A 19,724-nucleotide genomic window follows, 5' to 3' on the forward strand; every position below is an offset into this window, starting at 1 on the left:
AGGCCGGCGCGGGGCCAAGCGGCGCTCGGCCCTGCGCCGGCCCCGGGGTTGATTTTGTTCTCGTTATGTTCTAGATTCGAGGCATGGACAGCTACCGGAGGCCCGATATGGAATCCACCAGCTTCGCGCTGCCTGCCACGCCGCGCCAGATCGCCTATGCCCGTTCCCTGGCAGTCAGGAACCACGCGCTTCTGCCATGGGAAGCGTTGCAGGACAGGCGGGCGCTCAGCGCCTGGATCGACGCCCAGGCCAGGATGACGCCGTCGATGCCGGACAGCCTGCCGACCTCGAAACAGGTGGCTTTCGCCGAGCGGTTGGCCCGCATCAAGCGCCGCGCGGTTCCGGACGAGTGTTTCCGGGACCGGCAATTGCTCTCGCGCTGGATCGACTGCAACCGGTAAGGCCGCGCGAGATGCGCCCCGCCGCGCAGCGGTTCGGCCAGCAGAGCGAAACACGGAATGCCTGACACGGGTTTGCGACGGCGCTGGGGCCGCTCGCCGGTGGCGGGAACGCCGTTCCTGCGGCCGGCGCCAGGCTTGACCGGGGCGGCCGCCGACCATTTTCAGAATCCCAGGCGGTCTGTCGGGGTCGCGCGGACTGCGGCCAGGGGAAGAAACAAGGCCCCGGCAAGCGCCGGGGCCTTGGAATGCGGCGTCGGAAGATCCGGCGGGCCGCTCAGTTCAGCGGCAGTTGCCGGTGACCGCGCAAGAGCCGCCGCCTGCCAGGGCGCCGATCAGCGCACCCTTGGTTTTCGAGCCGCCGGTCGCGTCGGCGACGACAGCACCCGCCGCCGCACCGCCCACGGTCCGAACCGCGGCGCTGTTCATCGATTGCTCATAGCCGGCGCAACCGGCCAGGGTGACGGTCGCAAAGAGGAGTGCTGCAGTGAATTTGCGCATGATCTGTGCCTCATGTTCGTTTCGATTGTGCCGGTGCTCTTACACGCGAGACCCGGAAAGGGCCATGCGCAAAGCGCCATGGTCCGGAGCGGGTCGCCCCATCGACGCAGTCGTGGAAAGAAACCGCCGACATGACGCAGCCTGCGGCGACGGACCCCACCGGGACGGGCCCCACCGGGACGGCCCCACCGTGGCGGGTCCGGCGCCGGATGGGCGCGCGACCGGCTTCCAGAAACGCCGCGGCAAGCGCCGCCGCCGGATCCCTTCCGGCGCCGGAAAGCCGCGGCGCAGGCATTGGCGGCGCGGGACCATGCTGCGCCTTGCGGAGCTGATCGCCGGCGCCTGCCGACGGGGCCGGAAGCCGTCGCGCTGCCCCGGCCCCGGCTGGCCCGGCCGGCTCAGCCGCCCACCAGCCAGTCCGCGAACAGCCGGGCCTTTGCAGAGGCGCGGGGATGGGTGGTCAGGTAGAAGCCGGCGGGGGAAGGGATGCTTTCCGGCACCAGCCGGACCAGCCCGCCCTGGTCCAGCAGATGGCCAAGAAGCCCGCCCCAACCCAGCACCGCGCCGACATCGTCCTGGGCCGCCTGCAGCGCGATCATGTGGTTGTTCACATGCAGGCTGCGTCCCCTGGGCGCCGGAAGCTCCAGCGCGGCGAACCATTCCGTCCAGCCGGTCCAGTCGTTGTCCTCGCTGCGCATATGGATCAGCGGGGCCGACAGCAGATCGGCGGCGCTGCGAATGCCATGCTCCTGCCGGAAGCGCTCGGTCCCCAAGGCCAGGATGCGGTCGTGAAACAGCGGCCGCCATTCCTCGCCATTGTCCTGGGGAATGGCATAGCGGATGCACAGATCGTGCCGTCCGGCCGAGCCCGGCACATCGCTGACGATCTGCGAGACGGTGACGCCGGGATGGTGTCTCCAGAACGCGCCGATCTTGGGGGTCAGCCACAGCGCGCTGACCGCGGTCGAGGCGCGGATGGTGACATCGACCGTCTCGGGGCGTTCGCGGAGCTGGCCGACCGTGTCCGAGATCGTCTCGAAACCGCGCTGCAGGGCGACCAGCAGGAAGGCGCCCTTCTCGGTCAGCTCCACCCCGCGATGCCGGCGGATGAACAGCGCGCAGCCCAGATCCCGCTCCAGCGCCTTGATCTGGTGGCTGATCGCGGCGGGGGTCACGTTCATCTCGCGCGCGGCCGTCTTGAAGCCGCCGGTGCGGGCCGCGGCCTCGAAGCAGATCAGCGCGGTCATCGACGAGAAATCATAGCGATTGCGCATCAGATGCCCCAGCCGTTCTTCAGATTAGCTGATCTAAGCCAGGGTGAATTTTTATGCCGTTGTCAAGATGCCGCATGCTGCCGATTGTCGCAGACAGGATTCACCCCATCGCATGGAAGCCCGCATGTCCGCCACCCACCCGAATCTGCATGACCTGCTTGCGCGCCGCGTCCCCGGACAGGCGCTGGAGCAGCCCTTCTACACCGCGCCCGAGATCTACCAGCAAGACCTGGAGCAGATCTTTTACCGGGAATGGCTCTATGCCATCCCGGCCTGCCAGCTGGCGAAGGCCGGCAGCTATGCGACGCTGCGGGTCGGCGCCTACAACATCGTCATCGTCAAGGGCCGCGACGGCGAGATCCGCGCCTTTCACAATTCCTGCCGGCATCGCGGCTCGATCGTCTGCAAGGCGCGCGAGGGCCAGGTGGCCAAGCTGGTCTGTCCCTATCACCAATGGACCTACGACCTGGACGGCAAGCTGATCTGGGCCAACAGCATGGGCCCGGATTTCGACCCGACGCAGCACGGGCTGCGCGGCGTGGCGCTGCGCAATCTCAACGGGTTGATCTATGTCTGCCTGGCCGACAACCCGCCGGATTTCGAGGATTTCGCCCGCCAGGCCGAGCCCTATCTGGCGGTCCATGACCTGAGCGACGCCAAGGTCGCCCATACCTCCTCGATCATCGAGAAGGGCAATTGGAAGCTGGTCTGGGAAAACAACCGCGAATGCTATCATTGCAGCGGCAACCACCCGGCGCTGTGCCGCTCGTTCCCGCTGGACCCCGAGGTGGCGGGCGTGTCGGCCGACGGCTCGATCTCGGCCCGGCTGCAGGCGCATTTCGACGCCTGCGCGGCGGCCGGCGCCCCGGCGCAGTTCCGGCTGGGCGGCGATGGCCAGTTCCGGCTGGCGCGGATGCCGCTGCAGGAAACCGCGGTCAGCTATACGATGGACGGCAAGGCGGCGGTGGCGCGGCCCCTGGGTCGCGTCGCCAAGCCCGATGCCGGCTCGCTGCTGGTGTTCCATTATCCCTCGACCTGGAACCATTTCCTGCCCGACCATGCGCTGACCTTCCGCGTCACCCCGATCAGCCCGACCGAGACCGAGGTGACGACCACCTGGCTGGTGCACAAGGATGCGGTCGAGGGCGTGGATTACGACCTGAAGCGGCTGACCGAGGTCTGGATCGCCACCAATGACGAGGATCGCGAGATCGTCGAGACCAACCAGGAAGGCATCTTCTCGCCCGCCTATGTGCCCGGCCCCTATTCGCCGGACTGGGAAAGCGGCGTGATCCAGTTCATCGACTGGTATGCCGCATGGATGGAGCGCGCCACCGCCCCCGCCCGCATGGCGGCCGAGTGACGACGAACCCGCCTGCCAGGCCCCGGCTGGCCTTCCGGACCGATGCCGAGGCGCTGGAATGCGCCTCGTGCCTGCCGGAGGCGCCGGATGTGACGACCTTCTGCTTCCGCAGCCGGTCCGGCGCGCTGTTCAGCCATGAGCCGGGGCAGATCCTGACGCTGGAGCTGCCCCGGCCCGGCGGGACGGCGCATCGCACCTCTGCGATCTCGTCCTCGCCGTCGCGGCCGACCGCGCTGACGGTCACGCCGATCGCCAATCACAAGACAGGGACAGCCCATGAAGATCGCCGAAATCCACATCCACGCCCAAGACCTGTCGGTCAAAGACGGTCCCTATACCATCGCCAGCTCGACGGTCTGGTCGCTGTCGAGCACGCTGGTCAAGATCGTCGCCGATAACGGTCTGGTCGGCTGGGGCGAGACCTGCCCGGTCGGCCCGACCTATGCGCCCAGCCACGCGGCCGGCGCCCGCGCCGCGCTGGCCGAGATGGCGCCGGGCCTGATCGGCGCGAACCCGCTGCAACCGCTGCTGCTGCGCCGCCGGATGGACGGGCTGCTTTGCGGCCACAACTACGCCAAGGCGGCCGTCGACATCGCCGCCCATGACCTGATGGGCAAGCATTACGGCATCCGCGTCGCCGAGCTGCTGGGCGGCGTCGCGGCCGAGCGCGTGCCCTCCTATTACGCCACCGGCATCGGCGAGCCGGACGAGATCGCCCGCATCGCCGCCGAGAAGGTGGCCGAGGGCTTTCCGCGCCTGCAGATCAAGATCGGCGGCCGCCCGGTCGAACGCGACATCGAAACCGTGCGCAAGGTCTGGGAGCGCATCCGCGGCACCGGCACCCGGCTGGCGGTGGACGGCAACCGCAGCCTGCCCACCCGCGATGTGCTGCGGCTCAGCCGCGAATGTCCCGAGATCCCCTTCGTGCTGGAACAGCCCTGCAACACGCTGGAGGAGATCGCCGCCATCCGGGGCCGGGTGCAACACGGCATCTATCTGGACGAGAACGGCGAGGACCTGTCCACGGTGATCCGCGCCGCCGGCCAGGGGCTTTGCGAGGGGTTCGGCATGAAGCTGACCCGCATCGGCGGCTTGCCGGCCATGGCGACGTTCCGCGACATCTGCGAGGCGCGCGCCCTGCCCCATACCTGCGACGATGCCTGGGGCGGCGACATCATCGCCGCCGCCTGCACCCATATCGGCGCCACCATCCAGCCGCGGCTGAACGAGGGCGTCTGGGTGGCCCAGCCCTATATCGCGCAGAATTACGACGAGGAGAACGGCATCCGCATCACGGGCGGCCATATCGACCTGCCCAAGGGCCCGGGCCTTGGCATCGTCCCCGACGAAAGCCGCATCGGCCCGGCCGTGGCCTCGTATTCCTAGCGGGTTCGCTTCAGAAAGACGCTGCAGCCCCGCATCAGAACCGCACCAGCGTGCCGCCAAGCGAGATCCCGGCGGAAGTCCCCATCAGCAGCGCGGTGTCCCCGCGCACCAGCCGCCGGGTGCGCACCGCATGATCCAGCGCCGTGGGGATCGAGGCGGCAAGCTGGTTGCCGGCACGAGAAAAGATGTCCACCACCCGCTCGGGCGGCAGCCACAGGTTGCGGGTCGCGTGCTGCAGGGCCTGCGCGCTGGCCTGATGCGGAATGACGCAGCCGATGCCGTTCAGCCCGACATCGGCCTTTTTTAGCAGCCTTTGCAGAAAGCGCGGCAGGTAGCGCGAGGCGAGCTTGAAGGCCTTGCATCCTTCCATGTGGAAACGGCCCTCGCCCGGCGCGATGCCGCGGATCGGATCGTTCCGCGCGTCTCCGGCCGCCCGCATGCCGGTTTCATGGCCATGGGCATAGGTCTGGAAATCATGCGCCAGCACCGCGCCCCGTCCCCCCGCCTCGACCACCACCGCCGCGGCGCCGTCGCCGTAGATCGCCGCCGCCTCGGGCCGGTTCCAGTCCAGCCCGACCGAGGCCGTGTCCGAGGAAAACACCAGAACCCGCCGCACCCGGCCGCATTGGACATGCGTCGCCGCAAGGTCCAGCGCCTGCAGGAAGCCCAGGCAGGTGGCATTCACGTCGAAGGCCGGAATGCCGGACCCGGCCAGCCCCAGCCGTTCCTGCACCAGCGCCGCGGCCGGGGGCCCCGGCTGGCCCGACACCCCGCAGGCGCCCAGGATCATGTCCAGATCCGCCGGCTTGCAGCCCGCCATCTCCATCGCCCGCCGCGCCGCCTCGGCGCCCATGAACGCAGTCGTCTCGTCCGGCATGGCGACATGGCGGGCGGCGATGCCGCAACGGGCTTCGCATTCGCCCCGCTCCCAGCCCATGCGGTCGTCGATATCGGTCGAAAGCAGGACCGTCGCGGGCAGGTAACTGCCGGTCCCGGTAATCGTGAGGTTGATCTGAGGCATCTTCGGGCACCATTAATGAACAATGTTCACTAACGTTGACAACCGCGCCGATTTCTGTCAAGTCTATTTTTGAACACAGTTCAGGAACATCATGGCCAGACCCAGGCAATACGATCACGACGCCCTGCGCAGCCGCACGATCGAAGCGGCCAAGCTGCTTCTGGAGGAGGGCGGGCCGACGGCGCTGACCGCCCGCGCCCTGGCAAGCGCGGTCAAGACCACCCCCGGCACCATCTACAACCTGTTCGACAGCATGAGCGCCGTGCTGCAGGAGGTGAACCGGCAGGCGCTGGTCGATCTGGCCATTGCCGTGGATGCGGTGCACGAGACCGATCCGCGCGCGCGGCTGCTGGCGCTGGCCGAGGTCTATGTGACCTTCATGCTGGATCGCCGCGCGGTCTGGCGCGCGCTGTTCGAGGGGCCGCGCCTGTCGAACAGTTTTCCCGACTGGTATCTGGCGCAGATCGACGGGCTGATCGGCCGCATCACCCAGCCGGTGGCGGCGCTGCGGCCCAAGGGCGACCCGCGCCTGCTGGCCGAACAACTGCTGCTTTCGGTGCATGGCATCGTGGCGCTGGCGGCCATCGACCGGCTGGACCTGATCACCCGGCAAAAGCCCATGGTCCTGGCGCATGCGGCGGTCGAGCGCATGATCGCCGCCATCCGCGCCGGGGCCGAGTGACGCCCCGGGGCCGCGGCACCGGCAATCCCGGGCTCGGCCCGCTGCGGACGGGCATTGGCGGTCCGGCAGGCCGGCCTTTGGCCGGCGGTCCCGCGTCAGCCCAACCCGGCCGAAGCGGGCCGGGCGGCGGCGGCGGCGGCGGTGAAAATCCCGCGCGGCTTCCCGCGCCTGCAACGGCTCCAAGCCGGGCAGCGACGCGCCAGCGGCGACGAAAGCCCGCCGTCCTTCTGGCCTACAGCTCTTGCCCGGACCATTTCGCCAGCGACGCCGCCAGGTCGGGATGGTCGCGGGCGGCGTCCTGCAGCGACTCGCCCGCCGCCGCCGCCGCCCAGGCGCGCCGGATCGCCCGCACGCCGGCCGCCGGGCCGTTCGGATGGCCGTGGATGCCGCCGCCGCCCAGATACATCAGGTCCAGCGTGCGCCCGGTGCGCCGATAGGTTTCGACCGCCTGCCCGCCCCATTGCCCGGAACAGACCACCGGCAGCGGCCGGTCGGCCTCGGAGAAGATCGGCGTCATCACGTCGCCGAAGGACCGCACGAAACTGTCGTCCGGTTCCCAGTATTTGGCGCCTATCCCGTTGATCTGGAACTGATCGACGCCCAGCAGGCGCCAGATCTTCTGATAGGCGCGGAATTCCATCCCCAGGGCCGGGTGGCGGGTCAGGATGTCCCAGCCGTTCCGATGCGCGTGCAGGCACAGTTGCGAGCGCTTGCGCAGGAAGGCCATGCCACCATGGCCGACAGAGTTGATATTGACCACCGCCGCATTGCCACCCCACGCCGCCACATGGTCGTGGTTGCGCATCATCTGGTCCGGATCGGCCGAGGAGATGCCAAAGGCATACATCACCCTTTTGCCGGTCCTGTCGGCATGGCGTTCGATCTCCGGCATGATCGCCTCGACGCGGGCGGCCAGCGGCGAATAGCCGGGCGACATCAGCTTTTCATCGTCCTTGATGAAATCGACGCCCGCCTCGCACAGGGTCCGGACGACCCGGGCGGTATCCTCGGGCGAGAGGCCCAGCGAAGGCTTGATGATCGAGGCGATCATCGGCCCCTCGGCCACGCCCATCAGCCGGCGCGACCCGGCGATGCCGAATTGCGGGCCGGGATGGCAGGCAAAGGCGGGCGGCAGGTCGAAATCCATCACCCGCACGCCGGTCAGCCCGCGCGCGGCATAGACCCCGCCCACGGCGATGGTCATCAGCGCGGCGATATCGGTGCCGACGGCGTCCAGCGGCCAGGCGATCGTCACATCGGCGCGGTGGAACGGGCCGGGCGCCTCGGACGGGAAGCCGGGGCGGTCCGCGTCGGGCAGCGGCACGATCCGCTCGACGCGGGCGGCATGGCGGGCTTTCAGCGCCTCGGTCTCGCCCGGCAGCTCGGTGAAGGTGCCGGTGGACTGGTCGGCGGCGATCCTGGCGGCCATCGCCTCGATGCTGCCCGGCGTCTCGATGCGATAGGTGACGCGGATAGGGTCGGTCATGGCTCTCACTCTCTCCTGTCGCCGCCGCCGGCGCGGATCCAGCCGAAATAATCCTCGGACCCCATCTGCCCGCCCTTCAGGGCGATCTCCAACCCGTCATGCGGGCCGTCGCCGAAGGCCTGGCACAGCGCCGCGCCGGGAATGGTCGGCGCGCGGGCGACAAGCGCCGACAGGCCAAGCTGCCGCATCCCGTGCCCCGAAGTATCGCCGCCCGAGATCACCGCGCGGCGGATGCCGGTGGCGCGCAGCGTCGCGTCCAGGATGCGGCCCAGCGATTCGCCGATGCGGCGGTTGGCGGCGGCCGGGTCCATGCCGCTGCGCGAAAGCGCATCGCGAAAGGCGTCGACCTGCGGGCCTTCGCCGGATGCGGAATGGACCAGCGGGCTTTGGCCGGCCTGCGCGGCGGCGATGGCGGCCTGGGTCAGGCGCGTTTCCTCGGCCGTCCGGTCGGCATCGCCGCCGGTCACGGCCCGGGCGTCGAAGGGCAGCAGCGCGAATCCGTTCCGCCCCGCCCAGCCCAGTTGCCGCGCCGTGATGGGCGAGACCGAGCCCGACACCGCCACGATCCGGTCGGCAGGCGGCAGGGCTTCGGGGGCCCGCACGCGCGGGATGGCGCCGCTGGCCTGCCAATGCCGGACCAGCGCATATTCGACGCCCTGGCTGCCGGCGACGAAACCCAGAGCGGCGCGGTTTTCCCAGATCAGCCGCCCGGCGGCGGTTTCGCTGACCGGCCCCATGCTGTCGAGGGACAGGATGCGGGCGCCCGAGGCCAGGGCGGTTTCCACGGCCTGCGGATCGGCCAGGCCCTCCAGGTCGATCAGCGCCGAGCGCAGCCCGGTCTGCGCCGCCAGATGCCGCAGCAGGTCGGATTCGGCCATCGGCGTCACCGGATGGCGGGACATGACCGGATGGCGGTCCAGCCGGAACACGCCGTCCAGCGTGCCCGCGAACAGATGCCCGAAGGCCTGATAGCGGCGCATCTGCGGGGCCGCGGTCAGCAGCGGCACCGCCCTGGCCGGGCGGATGCGCAAGCCGATCTCGATCGCCGCACCGATCGACCCCGACAAGGCCGAGGAATCGAAGGTCGAGCAGATCTTGTAATGCAGGATCGGCGCCTTCAGCCCGTCAAGCCAGCGAAGCGGCGCCGGCAGGCTCTGCGCCATCCAGGCCGGGTCGTGGCTGCGCGCGGTGGTGGCGATGCCCACGCCCCGGCAATCCGCAAAGCGCGCGGCCAGGCCGGGCGACGGGATGCCGGTGAACAGGACCGCGGGCAGGCCGGCGAATTCCAGCACCTCCATCACCGCCGCCGATCCGGTGAAGTCGTCGCCCAGCCATGTCACCCACGGCGCCTCGGTCATCGAATCCTCCCCTTGACAGCCTTTCTTTGTTATTATCTCATCATACCAGTTTGGCAAGGATGATTCCTGCAAGAGGGGAAACCGGAATGACGAAAGTTGCCTTGTTCGGGGCAGGTGGAAAGATGGGCGTGCGCCTGTCCACGAACCTTGCCAGGACCGATTTCGACGTGGCCCATGTCGAGGTCAGCGCAGAGGGCCGCGCCCGGCTGAAGGCGGAACTGGGCCTTGACTGCGTGGATTCCGCCGCCGCGCTCTTGGGCGCCGAGGTGGTGATCCTGGCGGTGCCCGACACGGTGATCCGCAAGGTCGCGGCGGCGGTGGTGCCGCAGGTGGCGCCGGGCACGATGATCGTGGTGCTGGACGCCGCCGCGCCTTTCGCGGGCCACCTGCCGGAACGCGCCGACGTGACCTATTTCGTCAGCCATCCCTGCCACCCACCGATCTTCAATGACGAGGACACGCCGGAAGGCCGGGCCGACCATTTCGGCGGCGTCGCCGCCAAGCAGGGCGTGGTCAACGCGCTGATGCAGGGCCCGCGCGCGCATTACGAGCTGGGCGACCGCATCGCCCGCGCCATCTATGCCCCCGTCGCCCGCAGCTATGAAGTCACCGTCAAACAGATGGCCATGCTGGAACCGGGCCTGTCGGAAACCGTCTGCGCCTCGCTGCTGATGGTCATGCGCGAGGCGATGGACGAGGTCGTGGCGCGCAGCGGCGTCAGCAAGGAATGCGCCCGCGACTTCCTGCTGGGCCACATGAACATCCTGGGCGCGGTGGTCTTCGAGGAACGCCAGGGCCAGTTCTCGGACGCCTGCAACAAGGCGATCGAATTCGGCAAGCCCATGCTGATGCGCGACGACTGGAAGAAGGTGCTGGAATGGGACGAGGTCGCCGCCAGCATCGAGCGGATTACCTAAGGGATCATTATCTTATCATACCTGTTGACAAGATAATGATTCGCCAGCAGCTTGAAACGGTCAGAGAGGAACCGGCATCCGTCCGGCTGACCCAAGGGAGGAAAACATGAAACTGACCCGCCGGCTGATGATCTCGGCCTTTGGCCTTGCCATGACCGTGGCCGTGCCGTCCTTTGCCGCGGCCGAGGGGCTGATCGCGATCATCACCCCCAGCCACGACAACCCCTTCTTCAAGGCCGAGGCGGTGGGCGCCGAAGCCAAGGCCAAGGCGCTTGGCTACGAGACGGTGGTGATGGTCCATGACGACGACCCGAACAAGCAGCTGGAACTGTTCAACACCGCCATCGCCCAGGGCGCGAAAGCCATCATCCTGGACAATGCCGGGGCCGACGCCACCGTCGCCGCCGTGCAGGCCGCCAAGGATGCGGGCATCCCGTCCTTCCTGATCGACCGCGAGATCAAGGAATCCGGCATCGCCGTCAGCCAGATCGTGTCGAACAACTATCAGGGCGCGCAGCTGGGGGCCGAGGAATTCGTCCGGCTGATGGGCGAGACAGGCAAATATGCCGAGCTTCTGGGCCGCGAGGCGGACACCAACGCAGGCATCCGCTCCTCGGGCTATCACGACATCATCGACCAGTATCCCGACATGGCGATGGTCGCCCAGCAGACCGCCAACTGGTCGCAGACCGAAGCCTATACGGTGATGGAGACGATGCTGCAGGCCAATCCCGACATCAAGGGCGTGATCTCGGGCAACGATACCATGGCCATGGGGGCCTGGGCGGCGCTGGAGGCGGCGGGGCGGACCGACGTGATCGTGGTCGGGTTCGACGGCTCGAACGACGTGCGCGATTCCATCAAGGCGGGGGGCATCAAGGCAACCGTGCTGCAGCCGGCCTATCGCCAGGCGCAGCTGGCGGTGGAACAGGCCGACCAGTATCTGAAAACCGGCTCGACCGGGGTGGATGAAAAGCAGCTGATGGACTGCATCCTGATCAGCGCCGAGAATGCCGACAAGCTGGAAACCTTCGCCCTGGCCGAGTGATCCACCACCGGCCCGGCGCATGGCCGCCGGGCCGCATTCCCGATAGACCCGGAGTCCCGCATGATGCGCGCGATGACCGCGATCCTTGGCCTGTCTCTGGCCATGACGGCGCTTGGCGCCTGCAAGATCGTCCCCAATCCCGAACCCGGCAGCCAAGGCGCCGCGGCCCAGACCGACGACGCGCGCATGGCCGCCAAGGCAGGCGAGATCTATGCCGCGCAACTGGTCCCCCATGTCGCCCGGAAGGCCATCGACCTGCCCGTGCTGACTGCCGCCCTGCAAGGCGGGCTCGACGCCGCGGGCCGGGCGCATGGCATCCGCCCGCAGGCCGAGGGCAGTCCCTGGAACTTCCTGGTCAAGGGCCAGGGCACCGTGGTCGGGGCCGATCGCCAGTCCCGCGCCGCCACCATGGCGCTGGACACGACCGGCGACGGGCAGGCCGACGTGACCATCCAGCTTGGCCCGGTCGTCAAGGGCACCGCGCTGCGCGATGCCGCGGACTTCATCGTCTTCACCGACTACCGCGACCAGATCGAATTCGCGAAGCTCGCCCGCGCGTTGAACGACCGCGCCCATCAGGCGATCCAACTGCCCGAGGGCGACCTGACCGGCCAGAGCTTCCGCTTCGAGGGCGCGACCACCCTGCGCAGCGCCTCGGACCCCCTGCTGGTGGTGCCGACCGTCCTGGAAGCCGCGCCATGACGCATGGCATCGGCCTGCAGATCCGCGGCGGCACCAAGGTCTATCCCGGCACCCGGGCGCTGAAGGGCGTCGATTTCGACCTGCGCATGGGCGCCGTCAACGTGCTGGTGGGCGAAAACGGTGCCGGCAAGTCCACGATGATGAAGGTCATCGCCGGGGTCGAGCAATTGACCGAGGGCCGGATCCTGATGGACGGAAAGCCCGTGCATTTCAGCGATACCGACGATGCCCGCCGCCACGGCATCGGCATCGTGTTCCAGGAACTGAACCTGTTCCCGAACATGACGGTCGCGGAAAACATCTTCATCAACCGCGAGATCACCCGCGGCCGCATCGACATCGACAGGGCCGCGCAGCGCCAGGCCACGCGCGCCCTGATGCGGCGGCTGGAACATGACATCGACCCCGACGCGATGGTCGGCGACCTGCGCGTCGGCCAGCAGCAGATCATCGAGATCGCGAAAAGCCTGGCCCAGGATGCCCGCATCCTGATCCTGGACGAGCCGACCTCGGCGCTTTCCGCCGCCGAGGTCGAGATCCTGTTCCGCGTCATTGCCGACCTGAAGAAGCAGGGCGTCGGCATCGTCTATATCTCGCACCGGCTGGAGGAGCTGATCCGCATCGGCGACTACATCACCGTGTTGCGCGACGGCACGATCACCGGGGCGCGGTCGATGCAGGGCGTCGATGTGGACTGGATCGTCCGCGCCATGATCGGCGAGGCGTCCAGGGATTTCGCCAAGGACATCGACCACCCCTATGGGCCCGAGATCTTCCGGGCCGAGGAGGTGACCCTGCCCCGCCCCGGCGGCGGCATGGCGGTGGACCATGTCAGCATGAGCCTGCGCGCCGGCGAGATCCTGGGCGTCTATGGCCTGATGGGCGCCGGCCGCAGCGAGTTCCTGGAATGCGTGATCGGCCGCCACCCCCATGCCGGCGGGCGCATCTGCGTGGACGGCAAGCCGCTGAAGGCGAAAACCGTCGCCGGCCGCATCCGGTCGGGCATCGCCCTGATCCCCGAGGATCGCAAGAACGACGGGTTGGTGCAGATCCTGTCGATCCGCGAGAACATGACGCTGTCGTCGCTGGGCGAATTCACCACCGGCTTCCACATGGACCTGGCCGCCGAACGCGGCACGGTGCGCGATTTCGTGCGTCGCCTGACGGTCAAGATCGCCTCGATGGAAAACCCGGTCTCCAGCCTGTCGGGCGGCAACCAGCAGAAGGTGGTGATCGGCAAGGCGCTGATGACCAAACCCAAGGTGCTGCTGATGGACGAGCCGTCGCGCGGCATCGACATCGGCGCCAAGGCCGAGGTCTTCCGCACCATGCGCAAGCTGGCGGCCGAGGGGCTGGGCATCGTCTTCGTCACCTCGGACATCGAGGAGCTGATGGCGCTGTCCGACCGCATCGTGGTCATGTCGAACGGCCGCGTCACCGGCGAATTCGACCGCAAGGACGCCACCGAAACCCTTGTCATCGCCGCCTCGGCCAAGGGCCACGCGCCCACCCCATCCAAGGAGCATGCCGCATGACCCATGCCGCCACCGACACCGCGCCGCAAGCGGGGTCCGCCAGCCTGCTGCTTCTGCTGCTGAAGGCCCGGACCTTCATCGCCCTGATCCTGGTCTTCGCCTTCTTCGCCTTTGCCGCGCCGAACTTCCTGTCCACCGCGAACATGGTCATCATGTCGAAGCATGTCGCGCTGAACGCCTTCCTGGCGATTGGCATGACCTTCGTCATCATCTCGGGCGGGATCGACCTGTCGGTCGGCTCCATCGTCGGGCTGTGCGGCATGGTCGCGGGCTGGCTGGTGCTTTACGGCATCGACCCCGGCCTTGGCTGGTCGATCCAGTTCAACACCATCGAGATCTGCCTGATCGTGATGGCGGTCGGCGTGCTGATCGGCGCGGTGAACGCCTTCCTGATCACCAGGCTGAACGTGGCGCCCTTCATCGCCACGCTGGGCACGCTTTATGTCTGCCGGGGCGCGGCGATGCTGTTTTCCGACGGGCGGACCTTTCCGAACCTGAACGGCAATGCCGAATACGGCTCGGACAGCTTCCGGCTGATCGGCGCGGGGACGGTCCTGGGGCTGCCGGTCTCGATCTGGATGCTGATCGCGGTGGCGGTGATCGCCGCCTATATCGCGCGGCGCACGCCCTTGGGCCGCTATGTCTATGCGGTCGGCGGCAACGAGCGCGGCGCGGCGCTGTCGGGGGTCAGGGTCAACCGCATCAAGTTCTTCGTCTACATGTTCAGCGGGCTTTGCGCAGCGATCGTCGGCCTGATCATCTCGTCGCAACTGGTCGCCTCGCATCCCGCCACCGGCCAGGCCTTCGAGCTGAACGCCATCGCCGCGGCGGTGCTGGGCGGCACCTCGATGTCGGGCGGGCGCGGGCGGATCGGCGGCACCATCGTCGGCGCCTTCGTGATCGGCGTCCTGTCGGACGGGCTGGTGATGATGGGGGTGTCGTCCTTCTGGCAGACGGTCATCAAGGGGCTTGTCATCATCGCCGCCGTCGTGGTCGATCAGGCACAACAGAAGCTGCAGGCGCGGGTGGCGCTGCAGGCCGAGGCGGGGAAGTGACATGAAGGGTGCCTTGATCGGCTGCGGGTTCTTCGCGCAGAACCAGATGCATGGCTGGGCCGGGATCGAGGGCGTCCGGATCGTGGCCGTCTGCGACCGCGACCCCGCCCGGCGCGAGCAGACCACGGCCCGCTTCGGCGCCCGCCCCTATGCCGATGCCGCCGCGATGCTGGCGGCGGAAGCGCTGGATTTCGTGGATATCGCCACCACCGTCGCCGCGCACCGGCCCCTGGTGGACCTGGCCGCCCGGGCGGGGCTGCATGTCATCTGCCAGAAGCCTTTCGCCGAGACGATGACGGATGCCCGCGCCATGGTCGCCGCCGTCGATGCGGCGGGAAAGATCCTGATGGTGCACGAGAATTTCCGCTGGCAATCGGCCGTCCGCGCCGCCATCGGCGCCGTGCGGGCCGGCGCCATCGGCACGCCGTTCTTCGGCCGCGTCAGCTTCCGGTCGGGCTATGACGTGTTCTCGGGCCAGCCCTATCTGGCGACCGATCCGCGCTTCATCATCCAGGATCTGGGCATCCATATCCTGGACGTGGCCCGCGCCCTGTTCGGCGACGTGGCGACGCTTTCGGCCACCACGCGGCGGATGAACCCGGCCATCCGCGGCGAGGACGTGGCGACCATGCTGCTGGAGCATGAGAGCGGCGCGACCAGCGTCGTCGATTGCTCCTATGCCACCCGGCGGATGCCCGAGACCTTCCCGGAAACGCTGCTGGAGATCGACGGCGACACGGGCACGCTGCGGCTGGATGCCGGCTATCGGCTGCTGATCCAGACGAAGGCCGAGGAGGTCCGCGATGTGGCGCCCCCGGTCCTGCCTTGGGCGGAACGGCCCTGGCACAACATCCAGGAAAGCGTGCAGATCATCCAGCAGCATTTCGTCGATTGCCTGCGGGCGGGGGTGCAGCCGGAAACCTCGGGGCATGACAACCTGAAGACGCTGGCCTTGGTGGAAGCCGCCTATCGGTCGGCGGCGGACCGCTCGCGCATCGACATGCGGGCGCCGCAATGGACCTGACCCTGCTCTACGGCACCGACAAGCCGCCGCACCGGGGCGAGGTGCTGCGCGCGGGCGACGCCGCGGTGACGCTGGAGGCCGGGCGGTTGCGCCACCTGCGCGTCGGCGGGGTCGAGGCCATTCGCGGCCTGTCCTTCCTGGTCCGCGACCGCGACTGGGGCACGGTCGCGCCTGCGATCACCGAACTGGCCATGGCCGGCGGGCGTGTCAGCTATGCCGCCCGCTATGACATGGGCGGCGGCAGCCTCGTTGCGCGGATCGCGCTGAGCCTGACACCGGACAGCCTGACCGCCGAGGTGGTGGCGACGGCCCACGGCACCGTGGAAACCAACCGCGCGGGCTTCACCGTGCTGCATCCCATCCAGGGCGTGGCCGGCGCCCCGGTCCGGGTCGGCCATTCCGACGGCAGCACCGAGAAGACGCGCTTTCCCGCGCTGATCGCGCCCTGGCAACCCTTCACGGACATCGCCTCGCTGACCCATCAGGCGGGCGGATTGCGCATCGACTGCCGGTTCGAGGGCGACGTCTTCGAGATGGAGGACCAGCGCCAATGGGGCGATGCGTCCTTCAAGACCTACAACCGCCCGCTGGCCCTGCCCTGGCCCTATGCGATCCGCGACGGCGCGACGCTGCGGCAGGCGGTACGGATTTCCTGGACCCCCGCCGCCGCCGATGCCGCGCCGCCGATCCGGGCCGAGGTGACGGGGGCGCGGTTCCCGCAAACCGCGCTTGTCCTGACCGCCGCCGACGCGCGCCGCGCCGCGGCCCGCCCCGAGGCGCTGCGCCGCATCGGCCCCCAGCGCCTGCTCTGCCATCTGGACATCGCCGCAGGCCACGGGTTGTCCGAACTGCGCGGCTTCGCGGCGCTGCAGGCCGCCCTGCCCGATCTGGCCTATGACCTGGAACTGATCGCCGCCTGCCCGCCCGATGGCGACCTGGCGGCGGAATTTGCCGGCTATGCCGCCGATCTGGCAGCCTCCGGGTTCCGCCCCGCCTCCATCATGACCTGCCCCTCGGTCGACCGGCAATCGACGCCGCCGGGATCGGACTGGCCGCCCTGCCCGCCGCTGGAAAGCGTCCATGCCGCCGCCCGTGCCGCCTTTCCGGGCACGACCCTGGGCGGCGGCATGGCGAGCTTTTTCCCCGAGCTCAACCGCAAGCGCCCGCCCGCCGATGCCTGGGATTTCGTGACCCACGGCCTTTGCCCCATCGTCCATGCCGCCGACGACCTGTCGGTGGTCGAGACGCTGGAGGCGGTGCCGCATATCCTCGCCTCGGCCCGCGCCATCATCGGCGGCCGGGACTATCGGCTGGGACCGTCCACCCTTGCCATGCGGCAGAACCCCTATGGCAGCCGCACCATCCCGAATCCCGGCCGCGACCGGGTCTGCATGGCCGATGACGACCCCCGCCAGGACGGCGCCTTCGCCGCCGCCTGGACCCTGGGACTGGCGGCCAGCATCGCGCCCGCGGGCGTGACGGTCTGGACGCCCGCCGCGCTTTACGGCCCGCGCGGGCTGGTGCGCGCGGATGGCGCGCTGCGCCCGGTCGCGGCGGTGGTGCAGGCCCTGGCGGCGCAGGCGGGCCAGCCCCTGCGCGGCGCCACGCTGGCGGACGGCCGGGCCGAGCTGGCCTTCGACGGCGTCACGCTGACCGCCCGCCTGACGCCGGACGGTCCCGAGCCCTTCGGCTGGCAAAGCCGCCCGCCTTCGCCTAAATCTTGACGAAAGACCGCAGCCAAGAGCCAGGACCATGAAACACGACCAGCTTGCCAGCCCCGACCGGATCACCCGTCGCAAGCTGTCCGACCAGGTCTTCGACCGGCTGCGCGAGATGATCGCCGGCGGCGAACTGCCCCCCGGCGCCCCCATGCCGTCCGAACGCGACCTGATGGAGCGCTTCGGCGTCGGCCGCCCCGCCGTGCGCGAGGCGCTGCAGCACATGCACACCATGGGCCTGATCACCATCAGTCATGGCGAACGCAGCCGCGTGAACGAGCTTTCGGCCGGCAGCGTGCTGGCGCGCGTCGACGACGTGGCGCGGATGCTGCTGTCCTCGGAACCCGAGCAGCTTGAGCATCTGAAGCAGGCGCGGCGCATGTTCGAATGCGGGCTGGTGCGGGTGGCGGCGGAAAACGCCACCGCGCAGGACGTGCGCGACCTGCGCGAACTGGTGGGCGAGCAGCGCGCCCGCATCGGCGATGCCGAGGCTTTCGTGACCGCCGACATGGCCTTTCACAGCCGGATCGCGCAGATCTCGGCGAATCCGATCCTGGTCGCGACCAGCCAGGCGATGCTGCGCTGGCTGCTGCAATATCACGGCGTCTTGCTGCACTGGTCGGGCAAGGAAAAGGTCACGCTGCAGGAACACGACCAGATCGTGGACCTGATCGCCGCCCGCGATGCCGACGGCGCGGTGGCGGCGATGCAGGCGCATCTGGACCGCTCGAACCCGCTTTACCGCCATGCGAATGCGGCGCATTGATCCGCCCGGGACCGGGGGGCCCTAACCCTCCAGCGCGCGGCCGAAGAGCGCCACCGCCACGAGACCCGCCAGAACCAGCGCAAGGCTCGCCGTCAGGGAAACCGCCTGGGCCAGGAAGCCGATCAGCGCCGGGCCCAGCAGGATCCCGGCATAGCCCATCGAGATCACCCGGGACAGCGAACGCCCGCCGTCCCGGGCCCCCAGCGCGCCGGCGGCCGAGAAGATCAGCGGGATGACATTCGCCATCGCCAGCCCGCTGCAGGCAAGCGCCGCAAAGGCCAGATCGACCGAGCCCGACAGCAGGAACGCCGCCATGGAAACCGCCACCGCGATCACCGAGATCCGGAACAAGCGCGGCGGCCCCAGGGCACGGTTGGCCCGGTCCCCCAGCAGCCGGCCCACCAGCATCATGCCCGCAAAGATCGCATATCCGGCCGCGCCGATGCTTTCCGAGGTGCCGATCACCCGCACCAGATAGACGGCCGCCCAGTCCATGATCGCGCCCTCCGCCAGGAAGATCACGAAGGCCAGCGCGCCAAGCGCCAGCGCCGCCGCGCCGGGCCTGGCCCGGCTTCTGGCGCTCGGGGCGGCTTCTGCCGGCCCGGCCGGGGCGGCGGTGGTGCGGGGAAACATCGCCGCCGCGATCACCAGGATCACGCCGCCCGACAGCGACAGGATGGCGCCGTTCCCGACGCCGCCCTGCGCCAGCGCCGCATAGGCCAGCGCACCGATCAGCGTGCCGGCGCTGAACATGGCGTGAAACGAGGACATGACCGGCCGCCTGGCGCGGCGTTCAAGGCTGGATGCCTGGCTGTTCATCGCCACATCCAGCGCCCCGAAGACCAGCCCGGCAAGGCTTGCCAGCACCATCGCCGCGGCCATCTGCGTCACCCAGCCGATGCCGACGATGCCCAGCCCGAACAACCCGGCCGCGATCACCGAAAGCCGCTCGGCCCCGATGCGGGCGATCACCGCCGGCGCGTTGGTCATCGCCAGGATGGCGCCGGCGGCAAAGGACAGCAGAACCAACCCCAGCGCGCCTTCGTCCAGCCCCGCCCGCCGCCCCAGCGCCGGCAGGTTGGCGCCCCAGCCGCCGATGCCGAGGCCGCCGGCCAGAAAGCACGCCGACAGGGTGATCCGCTCGCGCCGGGGGAAATCTGTTTCGGTCAATGAGCGCCCCCCTTGGCCTGGACATCCTGAAGCGCAAGGCGCTGCAGAAATGCCCTGATCCCGGCAGCGGCCCCGAACGGCCATGCTGATTCTGCCGGCGGTCGCGCGCCGCTTCACCGGCCGACATAGCCCGTCGCCCCGATCGCATCCAGCCCTTCGTGAAGGCCGCTGTTTTTTGACCTTTCCATGTGCGTCCTGATGTGTCGCAACGGGGACAGCGCGCCGGTGTTTCTGCGGGTTATGGAGGGGCATGACCCCCGGGCGCGGTGCGGGCGGCCGCGCGCCCCCTTTCTGGAGCATGACGATGTCCGACGCAGAAA

General features: G+C 69.1%; 18 protein-coding genes. 12 read left to right on the forward strand and 6 right to left on the reverse strand.

The window, feature by feature from the left end; translation table 11 throughout:
• Positions 1-107: 107 nt before the first annotated feature.
• The gene (locus ACFOMP_RS12095; protein ID WP_379030860.1) at positions 108-401 is read left to right on the forward strand and encodes a hypothetical protein; all 294 of its coding nucleotides are present in this window, start codon (positions 108-110) and stop codon (positions 399-401) included.
• A gap of 279 nt (positions 402-680) precedes the next feature.
• On the opposite strand, the gene ACFOMP_RS12100 is transcribed toward ACFOMP_RS12095, so the two are convergent.
• Positions 681-899, reverse strand: coding sequence for a hypothetical protein (locus tag ACFOMP_RS12100; protein ID WP_289896772.1), 219 nt, complete (start codon positions 897-899; stop codon positions 681-683).
• 398 nt (positions 900-1,297) lie between these two features.
• On the reverse strand, positions 1,298-2,173 hold the full coding sequence (locus tag ACFOMP_RS12105) for a LysR substrate-binding domain-containing protein (RefSeq protein ID WP_379030863.1): 876 nt from the start codon (positions 2,171-2,173) through the stop codon (positions 1,298-1,300).
• 124 nt (positions 2,174-2,297) lie between these two features.
• On the opposite strand from ACFOMP_RS12105, the gene ACFOMP_RS12110 reads away from it, so the two are divergent.
• Both ACFOMP_RS12110 and hpbD read left to right on the forward strand, forming a co-directional pair.
• Entirely contained in the window at positions 2,298-3,536 is a 1,239-nt protein-coding gene (locus ACFOMP_RS12110; protein ID WP_289896917.1) for an aromatic ring-hydroxylating oxygenase subunit alpha, read from the forward strand.
• Between the two features lie 276 nt (positions 3,537-3,812).
• Positions 3,813-4,922: a 4-hydroxyproline betaine 2-epimerase gene (hpbD, locus tag ACFOMP_RS12115; RefSeq protein WP_379030866.1), complete on the forward strand. Its 1,110-nt coding sequence runs from the start codon at positions 3,813-3,815 to the stop codon at positions 4,920-4,922.
• Positions 4,923-4,956: 34 nt separating this feature from the next.
• Here the strand turns inward: hpbD and ACFOMP_RS12120 are convergent, their stop codons facing one another.
• Entirely contained in the window at positions 4,957-5,943 is a 987-nt protein-coding gene (locus tag ACFOMP_RS12120) for a 3-oxoacyl-[acyl-carrier-protein] synthase III C-terminal domain-containing protein (protein WP_379030869.1), read from the reverse strand.
• A gap of 91 nt (positions 5,944-6,034) precedes the next feature.
• Here ACFOMP_RS12120 and ACFOMP_RS12125 point away from each other — a divergent pair, with 91 nt between their 5' ends.
• Positions 6,035-6,625: a TetR/AcrR family transcriptional regulator gene (locus ACFOMP_RS12125; protein WP_289896914.1), complete on the forward strand. Its 591-nt coding sequence runs from the start codon at positions 6,035-6,037 to the stop codon at positions 6,623-6,625.
• 232 nt (positions 6,626-6,857) lie between these two features.
• On the opposite strand, the gene oiaX is transcribed toward ACFOMP_RS12125, so the two are convergent.
• Together oiaX and ACFOMP_RS12135 are read right to left on the reverse strand one after the other, a co-directional pair.
• The gene (gene oiaX / locus ACFOMP_RS12130) at positions 6,858-8,111 is read right to left on the reverse strand and encodes a 3-oxo-isoapionate-4-phosphate decarboxylase OiaX (RefSeq protein WP_379030872.1); all 1,254 of its coding nucleotides are present in this window, start codon (positions 8,109-8,111) and stop codon (positions 6,858-6,860) included.
• A gap of 5 nt (positions 8,112-8,116) precedes the next feature.
• The gene (locus ACFOMP_RS12135) at positions 8,117-9,469 is read right to left on the reverse strand and encodes a four-carbon acid sugar kinase family protein (RefSeq protein ID WP_379030875.1); all 1,353 of its coding nucleotides are present in this window, start codon (positions 9,467-9,469) and stop codon (positions 8,117-8,119) included.
• 86 nt (positions 9,470-9,555) lie between these two features.
• On the opposite strand from ACFOMP_RS12135, the gene ACFOMP_RS12140 reads away from it, so the two are divergent.
• The 8 genes from ACFOMP_RS12140 to ACFOMP_RS12175 all read left to right on the forward strand — a co-directional run bounded on the left by ACFOMP_RS12140 (position 9,556) and on the right by ACFOMP_RS12175 (position 18,234).
• A complete protein-coding gene (locus tag ACFOMP_RS12140) occupies positions 9,556-10,386 on the forward strand; it encodes a phosphogluconate dehydrogenase C-terminal domain-containing protein (protein WP_379030878.1) in 831 nt (276 codons plus the stop codon).
• A gap of 106 nt (positions 10,387-10,492) precedes the next feature.
• Positions 10,493-11,434 (forward strand): D-ribose ABC transporter substrate-binding protein, encoded by a 942-nt coding sequence (locus tag ACFOMP_RS12145; protein WP_379030881.1) that lies wholly within the window; start codon positions 10,493-10,495, stop codon positions 11,432-11,434.
• 60 nt (positions 11,435-11,494) lie between these two features.
• A complete protein-coding gene (locus ACFOMP_RS12150) occupies positions 11,495-12,136 on the forward strand; it encodes a DUF2291 family protein (protein ID WP_379030884.1) in 642 nt (213 codons plus the stop codon).
• Positions 12,133-13,671 carry a sugar ABC transporter ATP-binding protein gene (locus ACFOMP_RS12155; protein WP_379030886.1) on the forward strand — a complete coding sequence of 513 codons (1,539 nt, stop codon included), beginning with the start codon at positions 12,133-12,135 and terminating at the stop codon, positions 13,669-13,671. The genes ACFOMP_RS12150 and ACFOMP_RS12155 overlap by 4 nt, the downstream gene beginning before the upstream one ends.
• On the forward strand, positions 13,668-14,726 hold the full coding sequence (locus ACFOMP_RS12160) for an ABC transporter permease (RefSeq protein WP_289896907.1): 1,059 nt from the start codon (positions 13,668-13,670) through the stop codon (positions 14,724-14,726). The genes ACFOMP_RS12155 and ACFOMP_RS12160 overlap by 4 nt, the downstream gene beginning before the upstream one ends.
• A gap of 1 nt (position 14,727) precedes the next feature.
• A complete protein-coding gene (locus ACFOMP_RS12165; protein ID WP_379030889.1) occupies positions 14,728-15,750 on the forward strand; it encodes a Gfo/Idh/MocA family protein in 1,023 nt (340 codons plus the stop codon).
• Positions 15,741-17,474 (forward strand): hypothetical protein, encoded by a 1,734-nt coding sequence (locus tag ACFOMP_RS12170; protein WP_379030892.1) that lies wholly within the window; start codon positions 15,741-15,743, stop codon positions 17,472-17,474. Before ACFOMP_RS12165 ends, ACFOMP_RS12170 begins: the two co-directional genes overlap by 10 nt.
• 28 nt (positions 17,475-17,502) lie before the next feature.
• The gene (locus ACFOMP_RS12175; protein WP_379030895.1) at positions 17,503-18,234 is read left to right on the forward strand and encodes a transcriptional regulator NanR; all 732 of its coding nucleotides are present in this window, start codon (positions 17,503-17,505) and stop codon (positions 18,232-18,234) included.
• Between the two features lie 21 nt (positions 18,235-18,255).
• Here the strand turns inward: ACFOMP_RS12175 and ACFOMP_RS12180 are convergent, their stop codons facing one another.
• Complete coding sequence (locus ACFOMP_RS12180; protein ID WP_379030898.1) at positions 18,256-19,404, reverse strand: MFS transporter; 1,149 nt, start codon at positions 19,402-19,404, stop codon at positions 18,256-18,258.
• Between the last annotated feature and the right edge of the window lie 320 nt (positions 19,405-19,724).

This window comes from Paracoccus simplex (assembly GCF_042648325.1).
GTDB lineage: Bacteria > Pseudomonadota > Alphaproteobacteria > Rhodobacterales > Rhodobacteraceae > Paracoccus > Paracoccus simplex.